Below are 19,423 nucleotides of genomic sequence, written 5' to 3' on the forward strand. Positions count from 1 at the left end.
CAAGCCATCCGGCGGGCGCTCTCGCTCGAACTGTTGACCGTCTCGGCGCCTCCCGGCCACAGCGAAGCGCTGCGGCCGCTGGAGGTGACGGTTGTTTCGCTGGGTGAAGTGCTGCCCTGGCGCTACCCGGCCCGGCGCGAGCTTCAGTTCGGGGAATGGCTGCGAGAAGACCTTCTAGCGGGCGTCTTCGAGCCGCCTGTTCTGGACATTGACCTTGCGATTCTGTTGTCGAAGGCGAGGCAGCATAGCCTCGCGCTGACGAGGCCAGCGGCGGACAGGCTTTTCGAAGCGGTGCCCAAGCAAGACTTCTACGCTGCGCTCGCTGACACGCTCAGGCAGTGGAACGCGCCCGAGGATTGGCTAGGTGATGAGCGAAATGTCGTGCTCGCGTTGGCTCGCATCTGGTACAGCGCTTCGACCGGGCGGATCGCGCCGAAAGAGGTTGGGCGGCCTGGCTGCTGAATTGCCTGCCTGCTGAGCGTCAGCCGGTACTGCACGAGGCTCGGCATGCCTACCTGAATGGCGAGATAGATAATCTGGCGGCTCGCGCAGAGGAGACGACGGCGTTCATACGCTTCGCCAGGGCCGCGATCTCTGCCCTGCCTGAAATGTCCAGAACATAACCACTCATCCGAGCGCGACGGGCGCAACGAGCATCGGTCATCGTCCCGTAAGAAACCCGGCATAGCGTGCTTTGGCTAACTCCCAATCACCGAATGCCGAGGCCCGCATGAGAACACCGACCCGCCTGACCCGCACTGCGCTGTCGACCGCGCTGACACTGGCTCTGCTGCCGTTGGCTGCCCAGGCCGCGCCTTCGCGCGCCGCGGAGTACTTCGAGCGGGTCGCGACCTTTCCGGTGTACCGCAACCTTGGCGCCGATGAAAACACGTCGAACCAGACCGTTGCTGAAATCACCGCCGTGAGCCGTGATGGCCGGACGTTGATCTACACCGACAGCCCTGGCAAGCGGATTGGTCTGGTGGACATTCGTGATCCGAAATCACCGAAGCCGGCGGGCTTCGTGCAGCTCGAAGGCGAGCCGACTTCGGTAGCAGTGCACCAGCACTATGTCCTCGTCGCGGTGAATACCTCGCTCAGCTTCACCCAGCCCGATGGTGTGCTGGCGGTGTTCGATATTCGCCATCCCGCGCAGCCCAAGCGTGTCGCCACGCTGCCGATGGGTGGGCAACCGGACTCGATCGCCGTCAGCCCAAGGGGCCGTTATGCCGCGGTGGCAATCGAGAACGAGCGGGACGAGGACCTGAACGACGGGCTGATTCCGCAATTGCCGGCCGGCTTTCTACGGATCGTCGACCTCAAGGGCCAGCCGTCGCGCTGGAGCACTCGGGATGTTGACCTGACCGGGCTTGCCGATGTGGCCCCAAGTGATCCGGAGCCGGAGTACGTCACGATCAACGACCAGGATGTCGCCGCCGTCACGCTGCAGGAGAACAATCACATCGTGCTCGTCGATCTGCGCGGTGGTCGTGTGATGCGTCACTTCAGCGCCGGCCAAGTCGATCTCGAAGGCGTTGATGTGGAAGAAAACGATCGCATCGAACCGGTCGGCGTGCTCAAAGGCAAGCGCCGCGAGCCAGACGCCATCGCCTGGGTCGGGCCGTTGCTGGCGACCGCCAACGAGGGCGACTACACGGATGCGAACGGCGAGGAAGGCGGTAGCCGCGGCTTCACCCTGTTCGATTACAACGGCCAGGTTTGGCATGAAGCCGGTGCCTCGATGGAGCATGCTTTCATCCGCGCAGGCCATTACCCGGAAAGCCGCTCGGAGAACAAGGGCATCGAGCCCGAAGGCATCGCTTCGGCCAGTTTCCGCAAGCAAGACTTCCTGTTCGTGGGCAGCGAGCGCGGCAATGCGGTGGCCGTTTATGACGTGGCGCGCCCGTGGGCGCCGGTGTTGCATCAGCTTCTGCCGACAGGCATGGGGCCGGAAGGGTTGCTGCCGATCCCGTCGCGCAACCTGTTGGTGGTCAGTAGCGAGGAAGACTCGGCTGAAGACGGCTATCGCTCCACCCTTTCGATTTATCAATTCGGCGCCAAGACGGCATCGTATCCGGAGATTCGCTCGACGGACAGCCAGCTGATTCCATGGGGCGCACTCAGTGGCATGGTCGCGGACCGTACGCAAGACAACCGCCTGTACGCCGTGCCGGACAGCTACTACAAGGCGTCGCGAATCTTCAGCATCGACACGAGCAAAACGCCAGCCCTCATCGACAGGCAGATCGAACTGCGCAAGGCAGGTGAGACGGTCGACTACGACCTGGAGGGAATCGCCCAGGCCAGTAATGGCGATTTCTGGCTGGCGTCGGAAGGCAACGGCAAGGCCAAGCCGAACCTGCTGATTCGCACCAATGCGCAGGGCGGGGTGCTCGAAGAACATGCCCTGCCCGCAGACGTTGCGGCGCAGCAGACCAGCAATGGTTTCGAGGGTGTTGCGGTGGTTGGCGAAGGCGCCAGTACCCGCATTTACGTGGCTTTCCAGCGGGAATGGAAGAACGACCCGGCCGGAAAGGTGCGCATAGGCGTGCTCAATCCGAACAATGGCGAATGGGGCTTTTATCACTACCCGCTCGACCCAGCTGTCGAAGGCGGCTGGGTCGGGTTGTCCGAACTCACCTCGATCGGCAACGGCCAGTTCCTGGTCATCGAGCGCGACAACCAGCAGGGACCTGCAGCCGAAGTCAAACGGCTCTACCGCATCGACCTGAGCGGCATGCAGCCAGTCGCGGAAGGCCAGCGTTTCCCACTGCTCACGAAACAGCTGGAGCGTGACCTGCTGCCTGACCTAATGAGCACTGGTGGTTGGGTGCTGGACAAGGTCGAAGGCGCGGCCGTCGACAGGCAGGGCCGCCTGTTCGTGGTGACCGATAACGACGGCGTGGAAGACGCCAGCGGCGAAACGCGCTTCATGCGTCTTGGCACGATCAAGCGATAGGACCAGCCAGACCGCCTGCTCGGCGGCGCACGTAGCGGTGCTGGATCGGCGCCTCATCGCTACGTGACGTTGCCTGCGCAGGAGCGGCCAGCGCGGCCACCGTCAGGCCGCCATCTTCTCGCACTCCTCGGCGCACTTGCGGCAAGCCTCGGCGCATGCCTGGCAGTGGTCCGCCTGATGCTTGCTGCATTCGTCGGCACATGCACGGCAAGCTTGTGCGCAGATCCGGCACATTTCCTTCGACAAGGCGCTATCGCGAGTCATCAGCACGGCGGCAAGCGCGCAGAGATCGGCGCAGTCGCGGTCCAACGTGATGCAGCCGGCCATCATCTTCACGTCTTCCTCGCGCAGGCAGGACGCCGCGCAGTTTTCGCAGACGAGCGCGCAGTTGGAACATGCCTGGATACACGCCTGATACTTGGAATTGAGCATTCGCTTTTCTCCTCGGTAGGTCGCTGTTGGTAGGGTCGCCATCCCGACGACACTGATATTTCGTTTGGGGGAGCTGAGTGTCTTAAGTTCAGCCCGATCCACCGAGCGGTATCCATGTGTTCAGCGCAGCACGGCCTCGGGCGCCGGTACAATGCCCGCCCACTCCACTACGCAAACACGCCGATGACGTTCACCCTCGTAGCGCCTTGTGAGTTCCAGGAAACCATTCGCAAGAGCCGCTTTCTCGCCACGGCCGCCCCGGTCTCCAGCCCTGAAGAAGCCCAGGCGTTCATTCAGGCGGTCAGCGATGCCACCGCGACGCACAATTGCTGGGCGTGGAAGATCGGCAGCCAGTATCGGTTCAGCGATGACGGTGAGCCCGGCGGAACGGCAGGCCGGCCCATGCTGACGGCGATCGAAGGTCAGGATTGCGATCGGGTCGTGGTGGTCGTGATCCGCTGGTTCGGTGGCATTCAGCTCGGCACCGGCGGCCTGGCCCGCGCCTATGGCGGCTCTGCCGCAAAATGTCTGCAGGCGGGCGTGCTTGTCGAGTTGGTCAAACGCGAGCGCTACGGCTGTCATTGCCGCTTTGCCGAGCTGGCTTTGTTCAAGGCGCGCCTGGGCGAATACGACACCTTGATCGAAAGCGAGACGTTCGATGCAGAGGGCGCCAAACTGGTGCTGGCGTTACCGCCAGAGCAGTGGCCACGGCTGCAGCAGACGCTCGCGGACATCAGCCGTGGTCGCAGCGAACTGCGCCTGCTGGACGCCTGACTGCCCCTCTCCGTGGGAACTGCAAGCAACACGGGAAGTCGCTATTACAACGGCACTGTGTTGGGTCAACCGTTCAACTGCGCGCTTTGTCCCACCGATGCCGTGGTCGTGGAAGTGCCGAAGCACGCATTCCCGTTGCGATAGAAGGAGTCAACCAATGAAAAGCAATTACAAGTGGGTCATCCCAGGCGCCGTGCTGCTCGCCTCCTTAGGCCTCGCCGGTTGCGATGTAGAAAAAACCGAAGAAGGCTCTCTGCCGGACGTAGAAGTCGAAGGCGGCAACATGCCCGAATACGATGTGGATGCGCCGGATGTAGATGTTGGTACCGAGGAAAAGACCATCACGGTGCCTGACGTCGACGTCAATATGCCTGCGGACGACGAGCCGGATATGGGTGAGCCCGTCGAGCCCAGCGTACCGGCTCCAACAACCGAGCCGACGCCTCAGAACTGAACGGCTATCTGCAGATGTCTTGACGAATCCGTTGTCCGTTTGAGCCATGCCCTCCCGTCAGGGCGTGGCGTTTTTATTGATAAGTTTTCCACTGCTGCTGTGCATGGCTTTGTGGATAACATTGGGAAGAAGCGCGCTAGGCCGCCAGCAATGGGCGCTCGAGACGGTCGTTCATTTTTTAGCCAAACTGCCTCCGCTTCAATTCAAGACTCTTAAAAGCCTTGATTTACAAGCATTTTTGGCGTTTCAGGCTGCCCAACAAGCAATAGCATCAAAATGCTACCTCTCAGCCAGTTTTTATACGCAATTTGCGTGGAAAACTCTGTGGATAATCTTTGGATCGTCTATCGCTGGGCACGGCTGCGCTCGTTTGCAGCGCGTTGGTCAATTCTTGCGCAGGACAGGCGGCCCGCTTAGTTTCGTGCCGAGCAGCCTGACCTTGGGGTCAGCTCTTCGCGTGTTGTGGTTAGAATGGCGCTTTCCTACCGGACGGGGTTTCCTTATGTACGACTGGCTCAACGCCTTGCCTAAAGCCGAGCTGCATCTGCATCTCGAAGGTTCTCTCGAGCCCGAACTGCTGTTTCGCCTGGCCGAGCGCAACAAGATCGCCCTGCCCTGGGGTGACGTAGATGCACTGCGTAGCGCGTACGCGTTCGGCAATCTTCAGGAGTTTCTTGACCTCTATTACGCGGGCGCCGACGTGCTGCGTACCGAGCAGGACTTCTATGATCTGACCTGGGCCTATCTGCAGAAATGCGAAGAGCAGAACGTGGTCCACACCGAGCCTTTCTTCGATCCGCAGACGCATACCGACCGTGGCATTCCATTCGAGGTGGCCATGCGCGGCATCAGCGAGGCGCTGGCCGACGGTCGCGAATTACTGGGCATCAGCAGCGGCCTGATCCTCAGCTTTTTGCGCCATCTGCCTGAAGAAGCGGCTTTCAAGACGCTGGAGGAGGCGATGCCCTTCCGCGACGCTTTCTTCGCAGTCGGCCTGGACAGTTCAGAAATGGGTCATCCGCCGAGCAAGTTCGAGCGCGTGTTCGCCAAGGCGCGGGCAGAAGGCTTTCTCGCAGTCGCCCATGCCGGTGAGGAAGGCCCGCCGCAATACATCTGGGAAGCGCTGGATCTGCTCAAAGTCAGCCGAATCGACCACGGCGTTCGCGCCGCCGAAGACCCTAAGCTGATCGAACGCCTGATCGAGCAGCAGATTCCGCTCACGGTCTGCCCGCTGTCGAACACCAAGCTCTGCGTGTTCGACGACATGAGCCAGCACAACATCCTGCAATTGCTGGAACAGGGCGTGAAGGTCACGGTGAATTCCGACGACCCGGCCTATTTCGGCGGTTACGTGACGGAGAATTTCATGGCGCTGCATGAAAGCCTGGGCATGACGGAAGAACAGGCACGCCGCCTGGCACAAAACAGCCTCGACGCACGGCTGGCCAAGTGATAGGCAGCGGGTCGCCCTGCGCAACCCGCATCAATGCGCGAACGGTGCCTGCTGGAGCAGTAGCCGGCATCGATCGACGAGATGTTCGCGCAACAGCCGTACCATCTCGCCCAGATGTGCACGATGAGCACAGATCAGGTTCAGCGGCGCCGGCTCGCCCAGCAGCTCCGGCAACAGCACGACCAGACGTCCCGCCTGCACATCCTGGGCAACGTCCAGCCACGATTTATATACCAATCCCCGTCCTGCCAACGCCCAGCGCCGCACTACATCGGCATCGTCACTGATGCGATCACCGCTCACGATCTGCTCCAGTTCACGTCGACCGTCGTAAAAGCACCAGCGCTCGTGAACCCGCCCCGCCAGCATGAAGCGCAGGCAGTTGTGGTCAGTGAGCTCGGCCAGCGAGCGCGGCGCCCCATGTGCGGCAAGGTAGTCAGGCGCGGCGCAGAGCACGCGGCGATTAGCGGTCGCCACGGGCAGCGCTACCAGGCTGGAGTCCTCCGGCTGGCCGTAGCGCAACGCGATATCGACCGGCTGTCGAAACAGATCGGCATTGCGATCAGCCAGTAACAATCGAAGGCCCAAGCGCGGATGCAACACCTGAAATTCGTCCAGCCAAGGCAAGAGCACATTGCGGCCGAAGTCCGACGGAGCCGATAGCTGCAGCGTCCCACTGATGGTCGCCTTCCCTCCCGCCAGCAGTTGCTGCCCGTCGACAAGGCTCTGCAAAGCCGAGCGCGCATGAGGCAGATACAGCTCGCCTTCACCTGTCAGCCTCAGGCTACGGGTCGAACGCGCCAGCAACCGACAGCCCAGCTCCGCTTCAAGCCGCTTGAGGGCCATGCTTGCCACGGCAGGCGACAGCTCCAGCCGCCGAGCTGCGGCAGACAGGCTTCCCAGCTGAGCGGTCAGGACAAACACGTGGAGGTCATCGGCACGCAGCATTTTCAATAATCCGTTGAAAGAGCCTCTGCGGAATATGCTGTTTTTCTTCGTGGCGCGAAAGCCGAACATGACGGCATTCCGCTTTCCATCCCCGAGGAGACCACCATGAAAGCCATCGGCTACCAACAGTCGCTACCCATCGGCGATCCGCGCTCATTGCTCGATATTGAACTGCATGATCCGACGCCTGGCCCGCACGATCTGCTGGTGGAAGTACGCGCCATCTCGGTAAACCCCGTGGATACCAAGATTCGCATGCGCGTCCAGCCGGAAGACGGCCAGCAGCAGGTGCTCGGCTGGGACGCGGCTGGCGTGGTGCGTGCGGTAGGTAGCGAGGTCAGCCTGTTCAAGCCCGGCGATGAGGTCTTCTACGCCGGGGCGCTGGATCGGCCAGGGGCCAATAGCGAGCTGCATCTTGTCGATGAACGCATTGTTGGCCGCAAACCGACCAGCCTCGATTTCGCTGCAGCTGCGGCGCTACCGCTGACCTCGATAACCGCATGGGAGCTGCTGTTCGAACGCTTGCAGGTCAGCGAAGGCAAGGAAGACCGGGGCCAGCGTCTGCTCATCGTCGGCGCGGCGGGCGGTGTCGGTTCCATCCTCACGCAGCTGGCGCGTCAGCTGACCGGACTGCAGGTGATCGGCAGCGCCTCGCGCAGTGATACCCAGGCCTGGGTTCGCGAGCTCGGCGCCCATGAGGTGATCGATCACAGCCAGCCGCTGGCCGCAGAGCTCCTGCGTCACGGCATCAGCAACGTCACACACGTTGCCAGCCTGACCCACACCGACCTGCACTTGCCGCAGATCGTCGAGGCGTTGCAGCCACAAGGTCGTCTGGCCCTGATCGATGACCCGGCGAGCCTCGACATCAGCCTGCTCAAGCGCAAGAGCCTTTCGCTGCACTGGGAGTTCATGTACACCCGTTCGCTCTACCAGACGCCGGACATGATTGCGCAGCACCATTTGCTCAACCGCGTCGCGGAGCTGATCGACAGCGGTGTGCTTAAGACCACCCTGGGTGAGCACTACGGCACGATAAACGCCGAAAACCTGCGCCGCGCCCACGCCTTCATCGAAAGCGGCAAGGCCAAGGGCAAGATCGTCCTCGAAGGGTTTTGAACCGATCCCGCCGCGCCCCGGGCTGCGTCCTCAGGAGGATGGAGCCCGCGACGCATTCGTTTGCTGACCGGTGTACCAGGCCAGACACGCAGCCATCAGCGCGCAGACCGTAATCACCAACGCCATGGGCACCGCCGTGCCGTTGTGCAGCGCGCCGACCGCCGTCGATGCGCCAGCCGCGACCCCGAATTGCAGACTACCCATCAGCGCGGAGGCCAGCCCCGCCTGCTGGCCCTGGCTGGCCATCGCGCAGGCGGTCGCATTCGGCAGGATGCTGCCAAGGCTTCCCAATCCCATGAACAGCGGGATCAGCAATGGCCAGAGCGACTCCGGCTGGCTCCAGGCAATCACCAACAGCGCGGCGCCGCAGGCGAAGTAGAACCAGACGAAACGCCGCAACCAGAACCCAGGGCCACGAAGCCGCAGCAATCGCGCATTGATCTGCGATATCACGATGAACCCCGCCGCGTTACAGCCGAACAGCCAACCGTAGTGCTCGGCGGGGATGCCGTATAGCTCGATGAATATGAACGGGGAACCGGCGATGTAGGCAAACATGCCCGCCATCGACACGCCGCCACAGAGCGCGAAGGCGATGAACTCGCGATCACGGAAGAGTCCGAGATAACGCCCCAGCGTGCCGCCGAGCGGGTGTTTCGGTGCATCGGCCGGGAGCGTTTCAGGCAACCGCAGGGCAACCGCGAGACCGCACAGTGCGCTGAAAATCGTCAGCGCGACGAAGATCGATTGCCAGCCAAACGCATTCATCAGCAGCCCGCCGGCCAGCGGCGCAAGAATCGGTGCCACGCCCATCACCAGCATCAGCTGGGAGAACACCTTGGCGCCCTGAACAGGATCGCAGCTGTCGCGCACCACCGCGCGGGTCACCACGATACCGGCGCATCCGCCGAGCGCCTGGACCACGCGTGCGGCAATCAACCAGTCCAGAGTCGGCGCAAAGGAGCACGCCAGCGACGCCAGGGTAAACAGCGTCACGCCGATCAACAGCGGCCAGCGCCGCCCGTAGCGATCGGCCAGGGGCCCGTAAATCAACTGGCCGACCGCAAGGCCGATGAAATAGGCTGCCAGCGACAGTTGCACATGCTCGACATCGGTAGAGAATGCCCGCGCCATCGCCGGAAACGCGGGCAGGTAGAAGTCGATGGCCAGCGGACCAAAGGCGCTGAGGGCACCCAGAATCAGGAGAAGCGGGAGGGGCATTGAGGAACTCGCAGAATGGAAAAGTCGATTCGCTAGCGCAGAACGGGTAGCGGCTGATATCGAACGTTTACAGGAACGGTAAGATGCTGTTACATACAAGGGCGTTTGTAAACAGCCAAAGTTGCAGAGATTGAGGTATCAACTCAGCACCATCCGCCTTCAGGACCCTAACGCAGCCTCGACGCTGCCGTAGTGCAGACATGCGAAGAACCAAAGAAGACGCCGAAAAAACCCGTATCGCCCTGCTCGCCTCGGCCGAGCGGTTGTTTCTGGACAAGGGTGTGGCGCACACCAGTCTCGATCAGATCGCTCGCGACGCTGGTGTTACCCGCGGCGCGGTGTACTGGCATTTCCAGAACAAGGCTCATCTGTTTCACGAAATGCTGAATCAGGTGCGGCTGCCGCCGGAACAGATGACCGAGCGACTCTGCAGCTGCACGCAACAGCAGCCTTTGCAGGTACTACGCGAACTCTGCATTGAGGGTCTTGGTGCGCTGGGTCGTGACGAGCAGAAACGCCGCGTGATGACCATCCTGTTACATCGCTGCGAGTTCACCGAGGAGCTGCGCGAAGCCGAAGAGCGCCACCAGGCGTTCATCAATATGTTCATCGATCTCTGCGAAAAGCTGTTCGAGCACGCCGCCGACGCACTTTATCCAGGCATCACGCCACGGCTTGCCGCGCGCACGCTCCATGCGTTGATCGTCGGCCTGTTCAGCGACTGGACACGCGACTCCGCCCTGTTCGATCCCGAGCGCGATGGCCCAGCGTTGATCGATCCGCTCTTCCGGGGGCTGGTCCGCGATTGGGACGCCGTCCAGGCGAAAGGCTGAGGCACATTCCCTGGACCGCGGCCCAGCTGCCGCGGCGCCTACCCGACCTGATACCCCTCCTGCTCGATCACTTCGCGGATCGCCGCTTCGCTCAGATCGCCGTCAACCTCCACTACACTCGCCTGCCGATCGACGCGGACCCTGGCCTGAGCGTCAAGCGCGAGAATCGCGTTGGTCACGGCGCGCTCGCAATGGGCGCACGTCATACCCTGTACGTTGAACGTCTGCATAGATACCTCCCATCTAGTGTTGGCAGGCATGATCAACCTTGCCATGCAGGCAAGGTCAACACTTTAGCTGCGACTGTTACCTGTCTTGACCTTTCCATAAGGTAAAGGTTGAAGATGCTGGCAACAGACCACTCGGGGAGCGAACCATGAGCAGCTCAACCTTCACCCTACCCATCAGCGGCATGACGTGCGCCAGCTGCGCCGGACGAGTCGAACGCGCATTGCTGAAAGTACCCGGCGTGCAGAGCGCAGCCGTGAATCTTGCCGCCGAACAGGTCCGTATCGACGCCACCGAGGGCAGCGCCACCGAGCTGATCCGGGCCGTGGAAAAAGCCGGCTATGGCGTGCCGGTGCAAACGCTGGAACTCGCCATCGGGGGCATGACCTGCGCCAGCTGCGTCGGTCGCGTCGAACGCGCCCTGCTCAAACAACCCGGCGTCAGCAGCGCTTCGGTGAATCTCGCCAGCGAACGTGCCCGCGTCGAGGTGCTCGGCTCAGTCGATCCAGCGCAACTGATACAGGCGGTCGAGTCGGCCGGATACCGGGCTCGGATGAGCGACGCCGCACAGGCGAACGCAAACGATAGCCAACGTCACCTGGGCCGTGAACGCCTCGCTGTAATCGCCGCACTGTTGCTGGCGGCACCTCTGGTGGTCCCGATGTTCGGCGACCTGTTCGGCCTGCACTGGATGTTGCCGCCATGGGCGCAGTTCCTGCTCGCCACGCCCGTGCAGTTCATTCTCGGCGCTCGTTTCTATGTTGCCGGCTGGAAGGCCGTGCGCGCCGGCGCGGGCAACATGGACCTGCTCGTGGCGATCGGCACCAGCGCCGGTTATGGCCTGAGCCTCTATCAATGGTGGGCGGCGCCGGCGGGGCAGATGCCGCATCTGTATTTCGAGGCCTCGGCAGTGGTCATCGCCCTGGTGTTGCTGGGCAAATACCTGGAAAGCCGCGCCAAGCGTCAGACCAGCGCCGCCATCCGGGCACTGGAGGCGCTACGGCCGGACCGTGCGGTACGGGTCGTCGACGACCGCGAAGAGGACGTCGCCATCACCGCGCTGCGACTGGATGATCTGGTGCTGGTCAAGCCCGGTGAGCGCTTCCCGGTCGATGGCGAGGTAGTGGAAGGCGAAAGCCAGGCCGACGAAGCCCTGATCAGCGGCGAAAGCCTGCCGGTGGCCAAAGCCCCTGGCGATCGCATCACTGGCGGCGCGATCAACGGCGAAGGCCGCTTACTTGTACGTACCACGGCGCTCGGCGGCGAGACCGTCCTGGCGCGCATCATCCGTCTGGTCGAGGATGCTCAGGCGGCCAAGGCACCGATCCAGAAGCTGGTGGACAAAGTCAGTCAGGTCTTCGTCCCCGCCGTTCTGCTCATTGCGCTATGCACCGTCGCGGGTTGGATGCTGGCCGGCGCATCGGTGGAGGTTGCGCTGATCAACGCCGTCGCCGTGTTGGTGATCGCCTGCCCGTGCGCCCTCGGACTGGCAACGCCGGCAGCGATCATGGCCGGTACGGGCGTGGCGGCGCGCCACGGCATTCTGATCAAGGATGCCGAGGCGCTGGAAGTCGCGCATGCGGTTACGGCCGTGGCCTTCGACAAGACCGGCACCCTGACATCGGGTGAACCGCGAATCGTCCACCTGCACGCAATCGACGGCGACGAATCCGCGTTGCTGCAGCAGGCCGGCGCCCTGCAACGCGGCAGCGAGCATCCGCTGGCGCGAGCGGTATTGGACCGTTGCGCGGAGCAGGCATTGACGGTCGCGGACGTGAGCCGCAGCCAGTCGCTGACCGGTCGCGGCATCGCCGGCGAGCTTGACGGTCGTTCGCTGGCGCTGGGCAACCGCCGCCTGCTCGATGACAGCGGCCTGCAGCCGGGTGATCTGGCCGACAAGGCCGGGGCTTGGGAAGCCGAAGGGCGAACTCTGTCCTGGCTGATCGAAACCGCGCCGCAACCGCGCGTGCTCGGCCTGTTCGCTTTTGGTGACCGCCTCAAGGAGGGCGCCGCCGATGCCATCGCTCATCTCAATGCCCGGCATATCCGCAGCCATCTGATTACCGGTGATAACCGGGGCAGTGCTCGGGTGGTAGCCGAGGCGTTGCAGATCGATAGCGTGCATGCGGAGGTGCTGCCGGCGGACAAGGCCGCCACGGTGGCCGACTTGAAGAAGAACGGCGCAGTGGTCGCGATGGTGGGTGACGGCATCAACGATGCGCCGGCACTGGCTGCGGCCGACGTCGGCATCGCCATGGGCGGCGGCACCGATGTGGCGATGCACGCGGCCGGCATCACCCTGATGCGCGGCGATCCACGGCTGGTGCCGGCGGCGCTGGAAATCAGCCGACGCACCTATCGCAAGATCCAGCAGAACCTGTTCTGGGCTTTCATCTACAACCTGGTGGGCATTCCGCTGGCAGCTTTGGGCTTTCTCAGCCCGGTGGTAGCCGGTGCGGCGATGGCGCTGTCGAGCGTCAGCGTGGTCAGCAATGCCTTGCTTCTCAAACGCTGGAAGCCGGAGGAATGAGCATGTATGCCGGGAGGCTGCGACTCGGGAATCGAATAGACCTTCAAACGAGGGAAGCAACATGAACATCGGCCAAGCCGCGAAGAAAACCGGTCTTTCGGCGAAGATGATCCGTTATTACGAATCCATTGGACTGATCTCGCCAACCGGGCGCAGCGCCAACGGTTATCGTCACTTCGGCGAGGAGGACCTGCATCGCCTCGCCTTCATCAAGCGCTCGCGGGATCTGGGTTTCTCGCTGGAAGAAGTGGGTAAACTGTTGACCCTCTGGCAGGACCGCCAACGCGCCAGTGCCGATGTGAAGGCCTTGGCAGGCGCGCACATCGAAGCGCTGAACCAGAAGATCGCCGAACTGGTGAGCCTGCGTGACACCTTGCAACAGCTGATCGACCACTGCCACGGTGATGACCGCCCCGACTGTCCGATCCTCATGGATCTGGAATCTGGCGGATGCTGTCCCGGCTCAGCAACCGATAGGCAGCGGGAGATTTAGCGATCCTTTGAGTCAATTGCCGCCAGCCTCTAGATCCCCGTTGCCACACACTTAGCTTGCTAATAAACTCCGCGCCCCTCGCAGGGTGGCAGCGACGAGACAGATCAATAAATCGCTGCGCTTAAGTGCAGCACCGAAACCGCCGCCTTGCCTAAGGCCTCTGGCCTCCCCACCGCACCTGAACCGCCAACGGGCCCGGACCGGCTGCCTTGCCCTACTCCGTCCGTAAGCGCCAGGCGCACCCCCGAGAAATCTCTTTTGACCAGGCAACAAATCCATTGATGAAGAAACTAACACTGGCGCTCATGTGCATCGGACTGATCGCCTGCTCCAAGCCCAACGAGCCCGAGAAAACCGTTGATGTGCTGCTGATTGGCGGCGGCATCATGAGCGCGACCCTAGGCACCTACCTGCACGAGCTCGAGCCCGAATGGACCATCGACGTCTACGAGCGTCTGCCCAGCGTCGCCGATGAAAGCTCCAATGCCTGGAACAATGCCGGTACTGGCCATTCCGCATTCTGTGAGCTGAACTACACACCCCTGAAAGCCGATGGCAGCATCGACATCAGCAAGGCTGTGACCATTGCCGAGTCGTTCGAGATCTCCAAGCAATTCTGGGCGCACCAGGTGGAGCGCGGCGTGCTTCAAGAGCCGCGCCGGTTCATCAATTCCGTCCCGCACATGAGCTTCGTCTGGGGCGAGGACAACATGCAGTTCCTGCGCAAGCGTCATGCGGCGCTGCAACAAAGCCCGCTGTTTAGCGACATGGAATACTCCGAGCAGCCCGCGCAGATTGGCGAATGGGTTCCGCTGCTGATGAACGGCCGCGACGAATCCCAGCCGATCGCCGCGACGCGCATGTCGCTCGGCACCGATGTGAACTTCGGCGAAATCACCCGTCAGCTGTTCGATGCCCTGGGCAAGAACGAGCAGGTCAAGCTGCACCTACAGCATGAAGTGCGCGATATCGTGCGCAACGACGACGGCACCTGGACCGTGGTCTCGGCCAACCTCGCCGACGGCGAATCCCAGACCAGCGTCAAGGCCCGCTTCGTCTTCATCGGCGCTGGCGGCGGCGCGCTGAAGCTGTTGCAGATGGCCGACATCCCCGAAGCCAAGGGCTATGCCGGCTTCCCGGTAGGCGGCCAGTTCCTGATGACACGCAACCCCGAAGTCGTTGCCCAGCATCAGGCCAAGGTCTACGGCATGGCATCGGTCGGCTCTCCGCCAATGTCCGTTCCGCACCTGGACACCCGCGTCATCGACGGCGAGAAAGTGCTGCTGTTCGGACCCTTCGCGACCTTCTCCAGCAAGTTCCTGAAGAACGGCTCTCTCATGGACCTGCCCAGCTCAGTGAGCACCGACAACGCACTGCCGATGATTCAGGCCGGCCTGGATAATCTGGACCTGAGCCAATATCTGGTCGGGCAGCTGATGCTCAGCCAGGAAGACCGCATCGAGGAGCTGAAGAATTATTTCCCCGAAGCGGATGCCAGTGACTGGGAACTGATCACCGCAGGGCAGCGCGTGCAGATCATCAAGGACGATGCCGAGAAAGGCGGCGTGCTGCAGTTCGGCACCGAAGTCGTCAGCTCCGCAGACGGCTCCATCGCCGCCCTGCTGGGTGCCTCGCCGGGCGCCTCCACGGCCGCGCCGATCATGCTCAACCTGCTGAAGAAGACCTTCGCTGAACAGGTCGAGTCGCCGGAGTGGCAAGCGAAGCTGAAAACCATCTTCCCGTCCTACGGACTGGCACTGAACGACGACGCGGACCTCACCGCGCGGGTGCGCGCCTTCACCAGTCAGCAACTGCAGCTCGACGTGCCGGCCGCTCAGGCCGCGGTGAAGCCGAGTGCAACTCCGGTGAACTGAGGCACTCGCTCGAACCGAGAAACCCGCTTCGGCGGGTTTCTTTTTTGTGACCAGATGCCCGCGCTTAGGCGTCGCAAACAGCTCGCTCCGCCCATTTAATTGGCGTCACATTCACGTCGCAGCGGTTACGCCGGCCCCGCCATAGCGCAACGCTCACCGCGACGATGGCTACGGCTTCTTTTGATCCTTTATTTATTGGTATCTGCATGAACAGATGGTTTGGAAACATTGGCGTCAGCCGCAAGCTCACCATCGGCTTCGGCGCCGTCCTGATCCTTACGCTTGTCCTGGCCTGGATCGGCTGGGGTAGCTTAAGCAGCGTCATCCAACGCAGCGGCTGGATGACGCAAATCGCCCAGCTCAACAACGACCTGACGGATCTGCGCATCGCGCGCCTGCAACTCATGTTGGCCAACGGCGACGCAACCACTAGCGCACGCGTGGACCAGACGCTAGACATCTACCTGACCCACCAGACCAAGCTGCTCAACACCTTCAAAAACCCGGTGAACGTGGCGATGCTCAAGGAGCAGGCCGGCTACAACGAGCTGTTCCGCCGCTCGCTGAACGACATGCGCCAGGGTTATGCGCTGGCCAACGACGCCCGCCAGACCATCGATGACAATGCCGCACGGCTCGGCGAACTCACCACGCAAGTCAGCGCGCGGGTCATGCAGCTGGCCGAAGACAACGGCCAGTACCGCGCCACCACTGAGGTCAAGGAAGCGATCAAACAGGCTCAGTATCTGCTGCGGATCTACATGACCTCTTCAACCTCGCAGAACGCCCAGGCCGTCTATGCGCAGCTCGATGCAGCCCTGGCCACCCTGGACCGGCACCACGGCGCCCTCCAGCTGACCAGCCGGGATGCGGCGCCGCAGATTCGCACGGTCCTTGGCCAGTACCGCACGGCAATCGAATCGCTCGACGCCGCGACCCAGGCAATCGCCAAGGCGCGCCAAGGCATGATCGACCATCAGACGGAAATCCTGCGACTGAGCAAGGCGCTGTATGCCTATCAGCTGGAACGGCTGGATATCGAGGGCAGAGAAGCGGGCAATCGCCTGATTCTCAGCGCAACATTGGCTGTACTGCTCGGCATTCTGGCGGCGTGGCTGATTACCCGGCAGATCGTTCTGCCGCTGCGCACCACCCTCGCGGGCGTCGAACGCATCGCTGCGGGCGACCTGACCGCCACCGCGCAGATCACCCGCCGCGACGAACTGGGTGTTCTGCAGCAGGGCATCCAGCAGATGGGCAGCACCCTGCGAGAGTTAATCGGCGGCATTCGCGACGGTGTGAGCCAGATCAGCAGCGCCGCCGAGGAGCTGTCGGCGGTGACTACGCAGACCAGTGCCGGGGTCATTAGTCAGAAGGAGGAAACCGATCAGGTCGCCACCGCCATGCATGAGATGTCGGCCACCGTTCACGAAGTCGCGCAGAACGCCGAACAGGCGGCGCGGGCCGCCACCGAGGCGGATATCGAAGCGAGCGACGGCGACCGCGTGGTGGCCGAGGTGGTCACGCAGATCGAACGCATGGCCAGCGAAGTCATCCGCTCCTCGGAAGCGATGGCGGTGCTGCAGAGCGACAGCGACAAGATCGGTAGCGTGATGGGCGTGATTCGTGCCGTGGCCGAACAGACCAACCTGCTGGCGCTCAACGCCGCCATCGAGGCGGCGCGCGCGGGCGAAGCCGGTCGCGGTTTCGCCGTTGTAGCCGATGAAGTACGCGGCCTGGCGCAGCGTACGCAGAAATCCACCGAGGAAATCGAACAACTGGTCACCGCCCTGCACAACGGCACCCAGCAGGTCGCGGCCATCATGCAAAGCAGCCGCAACCTCACCGATAGCAGTGTCGAACTGGCGCGTCACGCGGGTAGCTCGCTTGCCAGCATCACCCGCACCGTGTCCAACATCCAGGCGATGAACCAGCAGATCGCCACGGCGGCCGAAGAGCAGAGCGCCGTAGCCGAGGAAATCAGCCGGAGCGTGGTGAACGTACGCGACGTCTCCGAGCAGACCGCCGCGGCCAGCGAACAGACGGCGGCATCGAGCGTCGAACTGGCCCGCCTGGGCAGTCAGTTGCAGACGATGGTCAGTCGCTTCCGTATCTGACCGGTCGTTGCCCGAGGCCGGGCATTGCGCCTGGCCTCGCTTGCATCAGGGCTTCCCGTTTCGCCGGAACTCTCGACGGAGCCCGCCTTTCGAGCGGTAGGGCCGAACTTGTTCGGCTTTCGCCCTCTCTGGCCGAATGAGTTCAGCCCTGCGGACTTGAACACTCCAAACAACTTCTCTTACCGGATTAGCCTGAAACTGAACAGGCCCTGATCAACTCCCCTGCGATTGCAGATAGTTCTGCAGGCCGATGCGGTCGATCAGGCCGAGTTGCTGCTCGAGCCAATACGCATGATCTTCTTCGGTGTCCATCAACTGCAGCGCGAGGATGTCGCGCGTCTGATAGTCGCCGTGCTGCTCGGCCAGCGCCATGCCCTTGGCCAGGGCTTCACGCACCTTGTACTCCAGCGCCAGATCGCTGCGCAGCATCTCGGGCACGGTATGCCCGGCGTTTATTGCGTGGGGCGTCATGTCAGGCGTGCCTTCGAGGAACAGGATGCGTTGCAACAGCGCATCGGCGTGCTGGGTTTCTTCTTCCATCTCGTGATTGATGCGCTCGTAGAGCTTGGCGAGGCCCCAGTCGGCATACATCCGCGAATGCAGGAAATACTGATCGCGCGCCGCCAGCTCGCCACGCAGCAGTTCTTTCAGATATTCGATGACTTGTGGCTGACCTTGCATTGCGACTTTTCTCCTGCGCTGACCTTCTGAAAACCTTGGCAATGATACGCCCAATCGGTATCGGACGAACCGCTGCTCCATTGTCGCGGGCAAAAACGACTGACTAGCCGGTCACTACAGCATAGGTCGAACTCCCGAGCCGGAGCAGGGCTCTACTGAATCGGTCGCAGCGTTTCGCATTGCCGCGACGCCTTTGCTCGCCCTATCAGGAGTACGGATGCCGCAGCCATTGCGAACACCCCGAGGCCCGCTACCACATTTCCGCATCACCACCGCCTTGTGCGCATTGCTGGCACTGTCCGGTTGCGGCGGCGACGAGACGCCTGCCCAAGTGTTGCCGCGCGTGGCTTTCGTCGAGCCGCTGCAACGCATAGATTACGGCGCGCAGACCCTGCGCTTTCCTGGCGTGGTCGAGAGCGTGACCACCACACAACTGGCGTTCCAGGTACCGGGGCGCGTCGAGCGCATTCTCGTCGACGAAGGAGAGCGCGTGGAAAAGGGCCAGCCACTGGCCAAACTCGACCGCACGGATTATGAGCTGCAACTGCGCGAGGCCGAGGCTCGGCTGCGCCAGCTAGAAGCGGACCTGACACGCAAGCGCACATTGCTCGCCGAAGGCATTCTCGCGCCAGCAGCAGTCGAGCCATTGCAGGCCAACGTCGTGGCGGCGCGCGTGGCCCGCGACAGTGCCCGGCGCGACATCGACCACAGCACGCTGAATGCCCCTTACGACGGAGTCGTCGCGCGGCGTCTGGTCGAGCCGGACATGGTGGTCGCCACCGGTTCGCCGGTGCTCGAACTGCAGAACAACCAGCACATCGAGGTCACGGTCGACCTGCCCGAGACCGCCGCGTTGAACATTCCGCTGAACGCCACCTTGCAGGCCGAAGGCGAGCTGGTCATTGCCGACCTGACGCTGCCGCTGACCTACAAAGAGCACAGCACCCAGCCACGCGAAGGCTCGCGCACCTACCGACTGACGCTGCGAGGCGATCCGCCGGCCGACTACAACCTGCTGCCGGGAATGGCCATGCGGGTTCGTCTGCAGCGCCCAGCTGCCCCGCGAGACGATGCGCCACCACGTTTTCGCCTGCCGCTGACTGCAGTACAAGCGGCACCGAACGGCAGCCACTATCTGTGGCTAGCGGTGAACGGCCACGCCCAGCACCGCGATGTGCAACTCGAACGCATCGAAGAGGACTACGCGGTAGTCAGCGGCGAGCTGAACGATCAGATGCTGGTGGTGGTGGCTGGTGGCAGCAAGCTGTCCGAAGACCAACCGATCAAAGCTGAACGGCGGAAATAAG

The 19,423-nt window shown here is 62.6% G+C and carries 16 protein-coding genes and 1 pseudogene; 12 read left to right on the plus strand and 5 right to left on the minus strand.

The window, feature by feature from the left end; translation table 11 throughout:
* Positions 1-623, plus strand: a pseudogene (locus NA647_RS11730) (aminoglycoside adenylyltransferase family protein); the annotation flags it as partial.
* Positions 624-730: 107 nt separating this feature from the next.
* Entirely contained in the window at positions 731-2,959 is a 2,229-nt protein-coding gene (locus tag NA647_RS11735; RefSeq protein ID WP_256057858.1) for an esterase-like activity of phytase family protein, read from the plus strand.
* Positions 2,960-3,061: 102 nt separating this feature from the next.
* On the opposite strand, the gene NA647_RS11740 is transcribed toward NA647_RS11735, so the two are convergent.
* Positions 3,062-3,391 (minus strand): four-helix bundle copper-binding protein, encoded by a 330-nt coding sequence (locus NA647_RS11740; protein WP_256057859.1) that lies wholly within the window; start codon positions 3,389-3,391, stop codon positions 3,062-3,064.
* A gap of 183 nt (positions 3,392-3,574) precedes the next feature.
* On the opposite strand from NA647_RS11740, the gene NA647_RS11745 reads away from it, so the two are divergent.
* The 3 genes from NA647_RS11745 (at position 3,575) to NA647_RS11755 (ending at position 6,072) form a co-directional block, all read left to right on the plus strand.
* On the plus strand, positions 3,575-4,165 hold the full coding sequence (locus NA647_RS11745) for an IMPACT family protein (RefSeq protein WP_256057860.1): 591 nt from the start codon (positions 3,575-3,577) through the stop codon (positions 4,163-4,165).
* A gap of 157 nt (positions 4,166-4,322) precedes the next feature.
* Positions 4,323-4,619, plus strand: coding sequence for a hypothetical protein (locus NA647_RS11750; RefSeq protein ID WP_256057861.1), 297 nt, complete (start codon positions 4,323-4,325; stop codon positions 4,617-4,619).
* 502 nt (positions 4,620-5,121) lie between these two features.
* Positions 5,122-6,072, plus strand: a complete 951-nt coding sequence (locus NA647_RS11755; protein ID WP_256057862.1) for an adenosine deaminase — start codon at positions 5,122-5,124, stop codon at positions 6,070-6,072.
* A gap of 30 nt (positions 6,073-6,102) precedes the next feature.
* On the opposite strand, the gene NA647_RS11760 is transcribed toward NA647_RS11755, so the two are convergent.
* The gene (locus NA647_RS11760; RefSeq protein ID WP_256057863.1) at positions 6,103-7,020 is read right to left on the minus strand and encodes a LysR family transcriptional regulator; all 918 of its coding nucleotides are present in this window, start codon (positions 7,018-7,020) and stop codon (positions 6,103-6,105) included.
* 105 nt (positions 7,021-7,125) lie between these two features.
* On the opposite strand from NA647_RS11760, the gene NA647_RS11765 reads away from it, so the two are divergent.
* Positions 7,126-8,139, plus strand: a complete 1,014-nt coding sequence (locus NA647_RS11765) for a zinc-binding alcohol dehydrogenase family protein (RefSeq protein ID WP_256057864.1) — start codon at positions 7,126-7,128, stop codon at positions 8,137-8,139.
* A gap of 30 nt (positions 8,140-8,169) precedes the next feature.
* Here NA647_RS11765 and NA647_RS11770 read toward each other — a convergent pair whose 3' ends face one another.
* Positions 8,170-9,360 (minus strand): Bcr/CflA family multidrug efflux MFS transporter, encoded by a 1,191-nt coding sequence (locus tag NA647_RS11770; RefSeq protein ID WP_256057865.1) that lies wholly within the window; start codon positions 9,358-9,360, stop codon positions 8,170-8,172.
* 200 nt (positions 9,361-9,560) lie between these two features.
* On the opposite strand from NA647_RS11770, the gene NA647_RS11775 reads away from it, so the two are divergent.
* Complete coding sequence (locus NA647_RS11775) at positions 9,561-10,193, plus strand: TetR family transcriptional regulator (protein ID WP_256048384.1); 633 nt, start codon at positions 9,561-9,563, stop codon at positions 10,191-10,193.
* Between the two features lie 38 nt (positions 10,194-10,231).
* On the opposite strand, the gene NA647_RS11780 is transcribed toward NA647_RS11775, so the two are convergent.
* Positions 10,232-10,423 (minus strand): heavy-metal-associated domain-containing protein, encoded by a 192-nt coding sequence (locus NA647_RS11780; protein ID WP_256057866.1) that lies wholly within the window; start codon positions 10,421-10,423, stop codon positions 10,232-10,234.
* Between the two features lie 146 nt (positions 10,424-10,569).
* Here NA647_RS11780 and NA647_RS11785 point away from each other — a divergent pair, with 146 nt between their 5' ends.
* From NA647_RS11785 to NA647_RS11800, 4 genes are all read left to right on the plus strand, one after another.
* Positions 10,570-12,951, plus strand: a complete 2,382-nt coding sequence (locus NA647_RS11785; protein ID WP_256057867.1) for a heavy metal translocating P-type ATPase — start codon at positions 10,570-10,572, stop codon at positions 12,949-12,951.
* A gap of 61 nt (positions 12,952-13,012) precedes the next feature.
* On the plus strand, positions 13,013-13,444 hold the full coding sequence (gene cueR / locus NA647_RS11790; protein ID WP_256057868.1) for a Cu(I)-responsive transcriptional regulator: 432 nt from the start codon (positions 13,013-13,015) through the stop codon (positions 13,442-13,444).
* Positions 13,445-13,725: 281 nt separating this feature from the next.
* The gene (locus NA647_RS11795; RefSeq protein WP_256057869.1) at positions 13,726-15,318 is read left to right on the plus strand and encodes a malate:quinone oxidoreductase; all 1,593 of its coding nucleotides are present in this window, start codon (positions 13,726-13,728) and stop codon (positions 15,316-15,318) included.
* A gap of 206 nt (positions 15,319-15,524) precedes the next feature.
* On the plus strand, positions 15,525-17,435 hold the full coding sequence (locus NA647_RS11800; protein WP_256057870.1) for a HAMP domain-containing methyl-accepting chemotaxis protein: 1,911 nt from the start codon (positions 15,525-15,527) through the stop codon (positions 17,433-17,435).
* Positions 17,436-17,648: 213 nt separating this feature from the next.
* Here NA647_RS11800 and bfr read toward each other — a convergent pair whose 3' ends face one another.
* A complete protein-coding gene (bfr, locus tag NA647_RS11805; RefSeq protein ID WP_256057871.1) occupies positions 17,649-18,116 on the minus strand; it encodes a bacterioferritin in 468 nt (155 codons plus the stop codon).
* A 217-nt stretch (positions 18,117-18,333) separates the two neighbouring features.
* On the opposite strand from bfr, the gene NA647_RS11810 reads away from it, so the two are divergent.
* Positions 18,334-19,422: an efflux RND transporter periplasmic adaptor subunit gene (locus tag NA647_RS11810; protein WP_256057872.1), complete on the plus strand. Its 1,089-nt coding sequence runs from the start codon at positions 18,334-18,336 to the stop codon at positions 19,420-19,422.
* Position 19,423: the final 1 nt, after the last annotated feature.

Source organism: Stutzerimonas stutzeri, from assembly GCF_024448985.1.
Lineage (GTDB): Bacteria > Pseudomonadota > Gammaproteobacteria > Pseudomonadales > Pseudomonadaceae > Stutzerimonas > Stutzerimonas stutzeri_AP.

What these genes read in the sequence shown, in the direction of transcription:
- NA647_RS11735 (WP_256057858.1), top strand. Translation starts at nt 731, where the DNA reads ATGAGAACACCGACCCGCCTGACCCGCACTGCGCTGTCGACCGCGCTG.
- NA647_RS11740 (WP_256057859.1), bottom strand. Translation starts at nt 3,391, where the DNA reads ATGCTCAATTCCAAGTATCAGGCGTGTATCCAGGCATGTTCCAACTGC.
- NA647_RS11745 (WP_256057860.1), top strand. Translation starts at nt 3,575, where the DNA reads ATGACGTTCACCCTCGTAGCGCCTTGTGAGTTCCAGGAAACCATTCGC.
- NA647_RS11750 (WP_256057861.1), top strand. Translation starts at nt 4,323, where the DNA reads ATGAAAAGCAATTACAAGTGGGTCATCCCAGGCGCCGTGCTGCTCGCC.
- NA647_RS11755 (WP_256057862.1), top strand. Translation starts at nt 5,122, where the DNA reads ATGTACGACTGGCTCAACGCCTTGCCTAAAGCCGAGCTGCATCTGCAT.
- NA647_RS11760 (WP_256057863.1), bottom strand. Translation starts at nt 7,020, where the DNA reads ATGCTGCGTGCCGATGACCTCCACGTGTTTGTCCTGACCGCTCAGCTG.
- NA647_RS11765 (WP_256057864.1), top strand. Translation starts at nt 7,126, where the DNA reads ATGAAAGCCATCGGCTACCAACAGTCGCTACCCATCGGCGATCCGCGC.
- NA647_RS11770 (WP_256057865.1), bottom strand. Translation starts at nt 9,360, where the DNA reads ATGCCCCTCCCGCTTCTCCTGATTCTGGGTGCCCTCAGCGCCTTTGGT.
- NA647_RS11775 (WP_256048384.1), top strand. Translation starts at nt 9,561, where the DNA reads ATGCGAAGAACCAAAGAAGACGCCGAAAAAACCCGTATCGCCCTGCTC.
- NA647_RS11780 (WP_256057866.1), bottom strand. Translation starts at nt 10,423, where the DNA reads ATGCAGACGTTCAACGTACAGGGTATGACGTGCGCCCATTGCGAGCGC.
- NA647_RS11785 (WP_256057867.1), top strand. Translation starts at nt 10,570, where the DNA reads ATGAGCAGCTCAACCTTCACCCTACCCATCAGCGGCATGACGTGCGCC.
- cueR (WP_256057868.1), top strand. Translation starts at nt 13,013, where the DNA reads ATGAACATCGGCCAAGCCGCGAAGAAAACCGGTCTTTCGGCGAAGATG.
- NA647_RS11795 (WP_256057869.1), top strand. Translation starts at nt 13,726, where the DNA reads ATGAAGAAACTAACACTGGCGCTCATGTGCATCGGACTGATCGCCTGC.
- NA647_RS11800 (WP_256057870.1), top strand. Translation starts at nt 15,525, where the DNA reads ATGAACAGATGGTTTGGAAACATTGGCGTCAGCCGCAAGCTCACCATC.
- bfr (WP_256057871.1), bottom strand. Translation starts at nt 18,116, where the DNA reads ATGCAAGGTCAGCCACAAGTCATCGAATATCTGAAAGAACTGCTGCGT.
- NA647_RS11810 (WP_256057872.1), top strand. Translation starts at nt 18,334, where the DNA reads ATGCCGCAGCCATTGCGAACACCCCGAGGCCCGCTACCACATTTCCGC.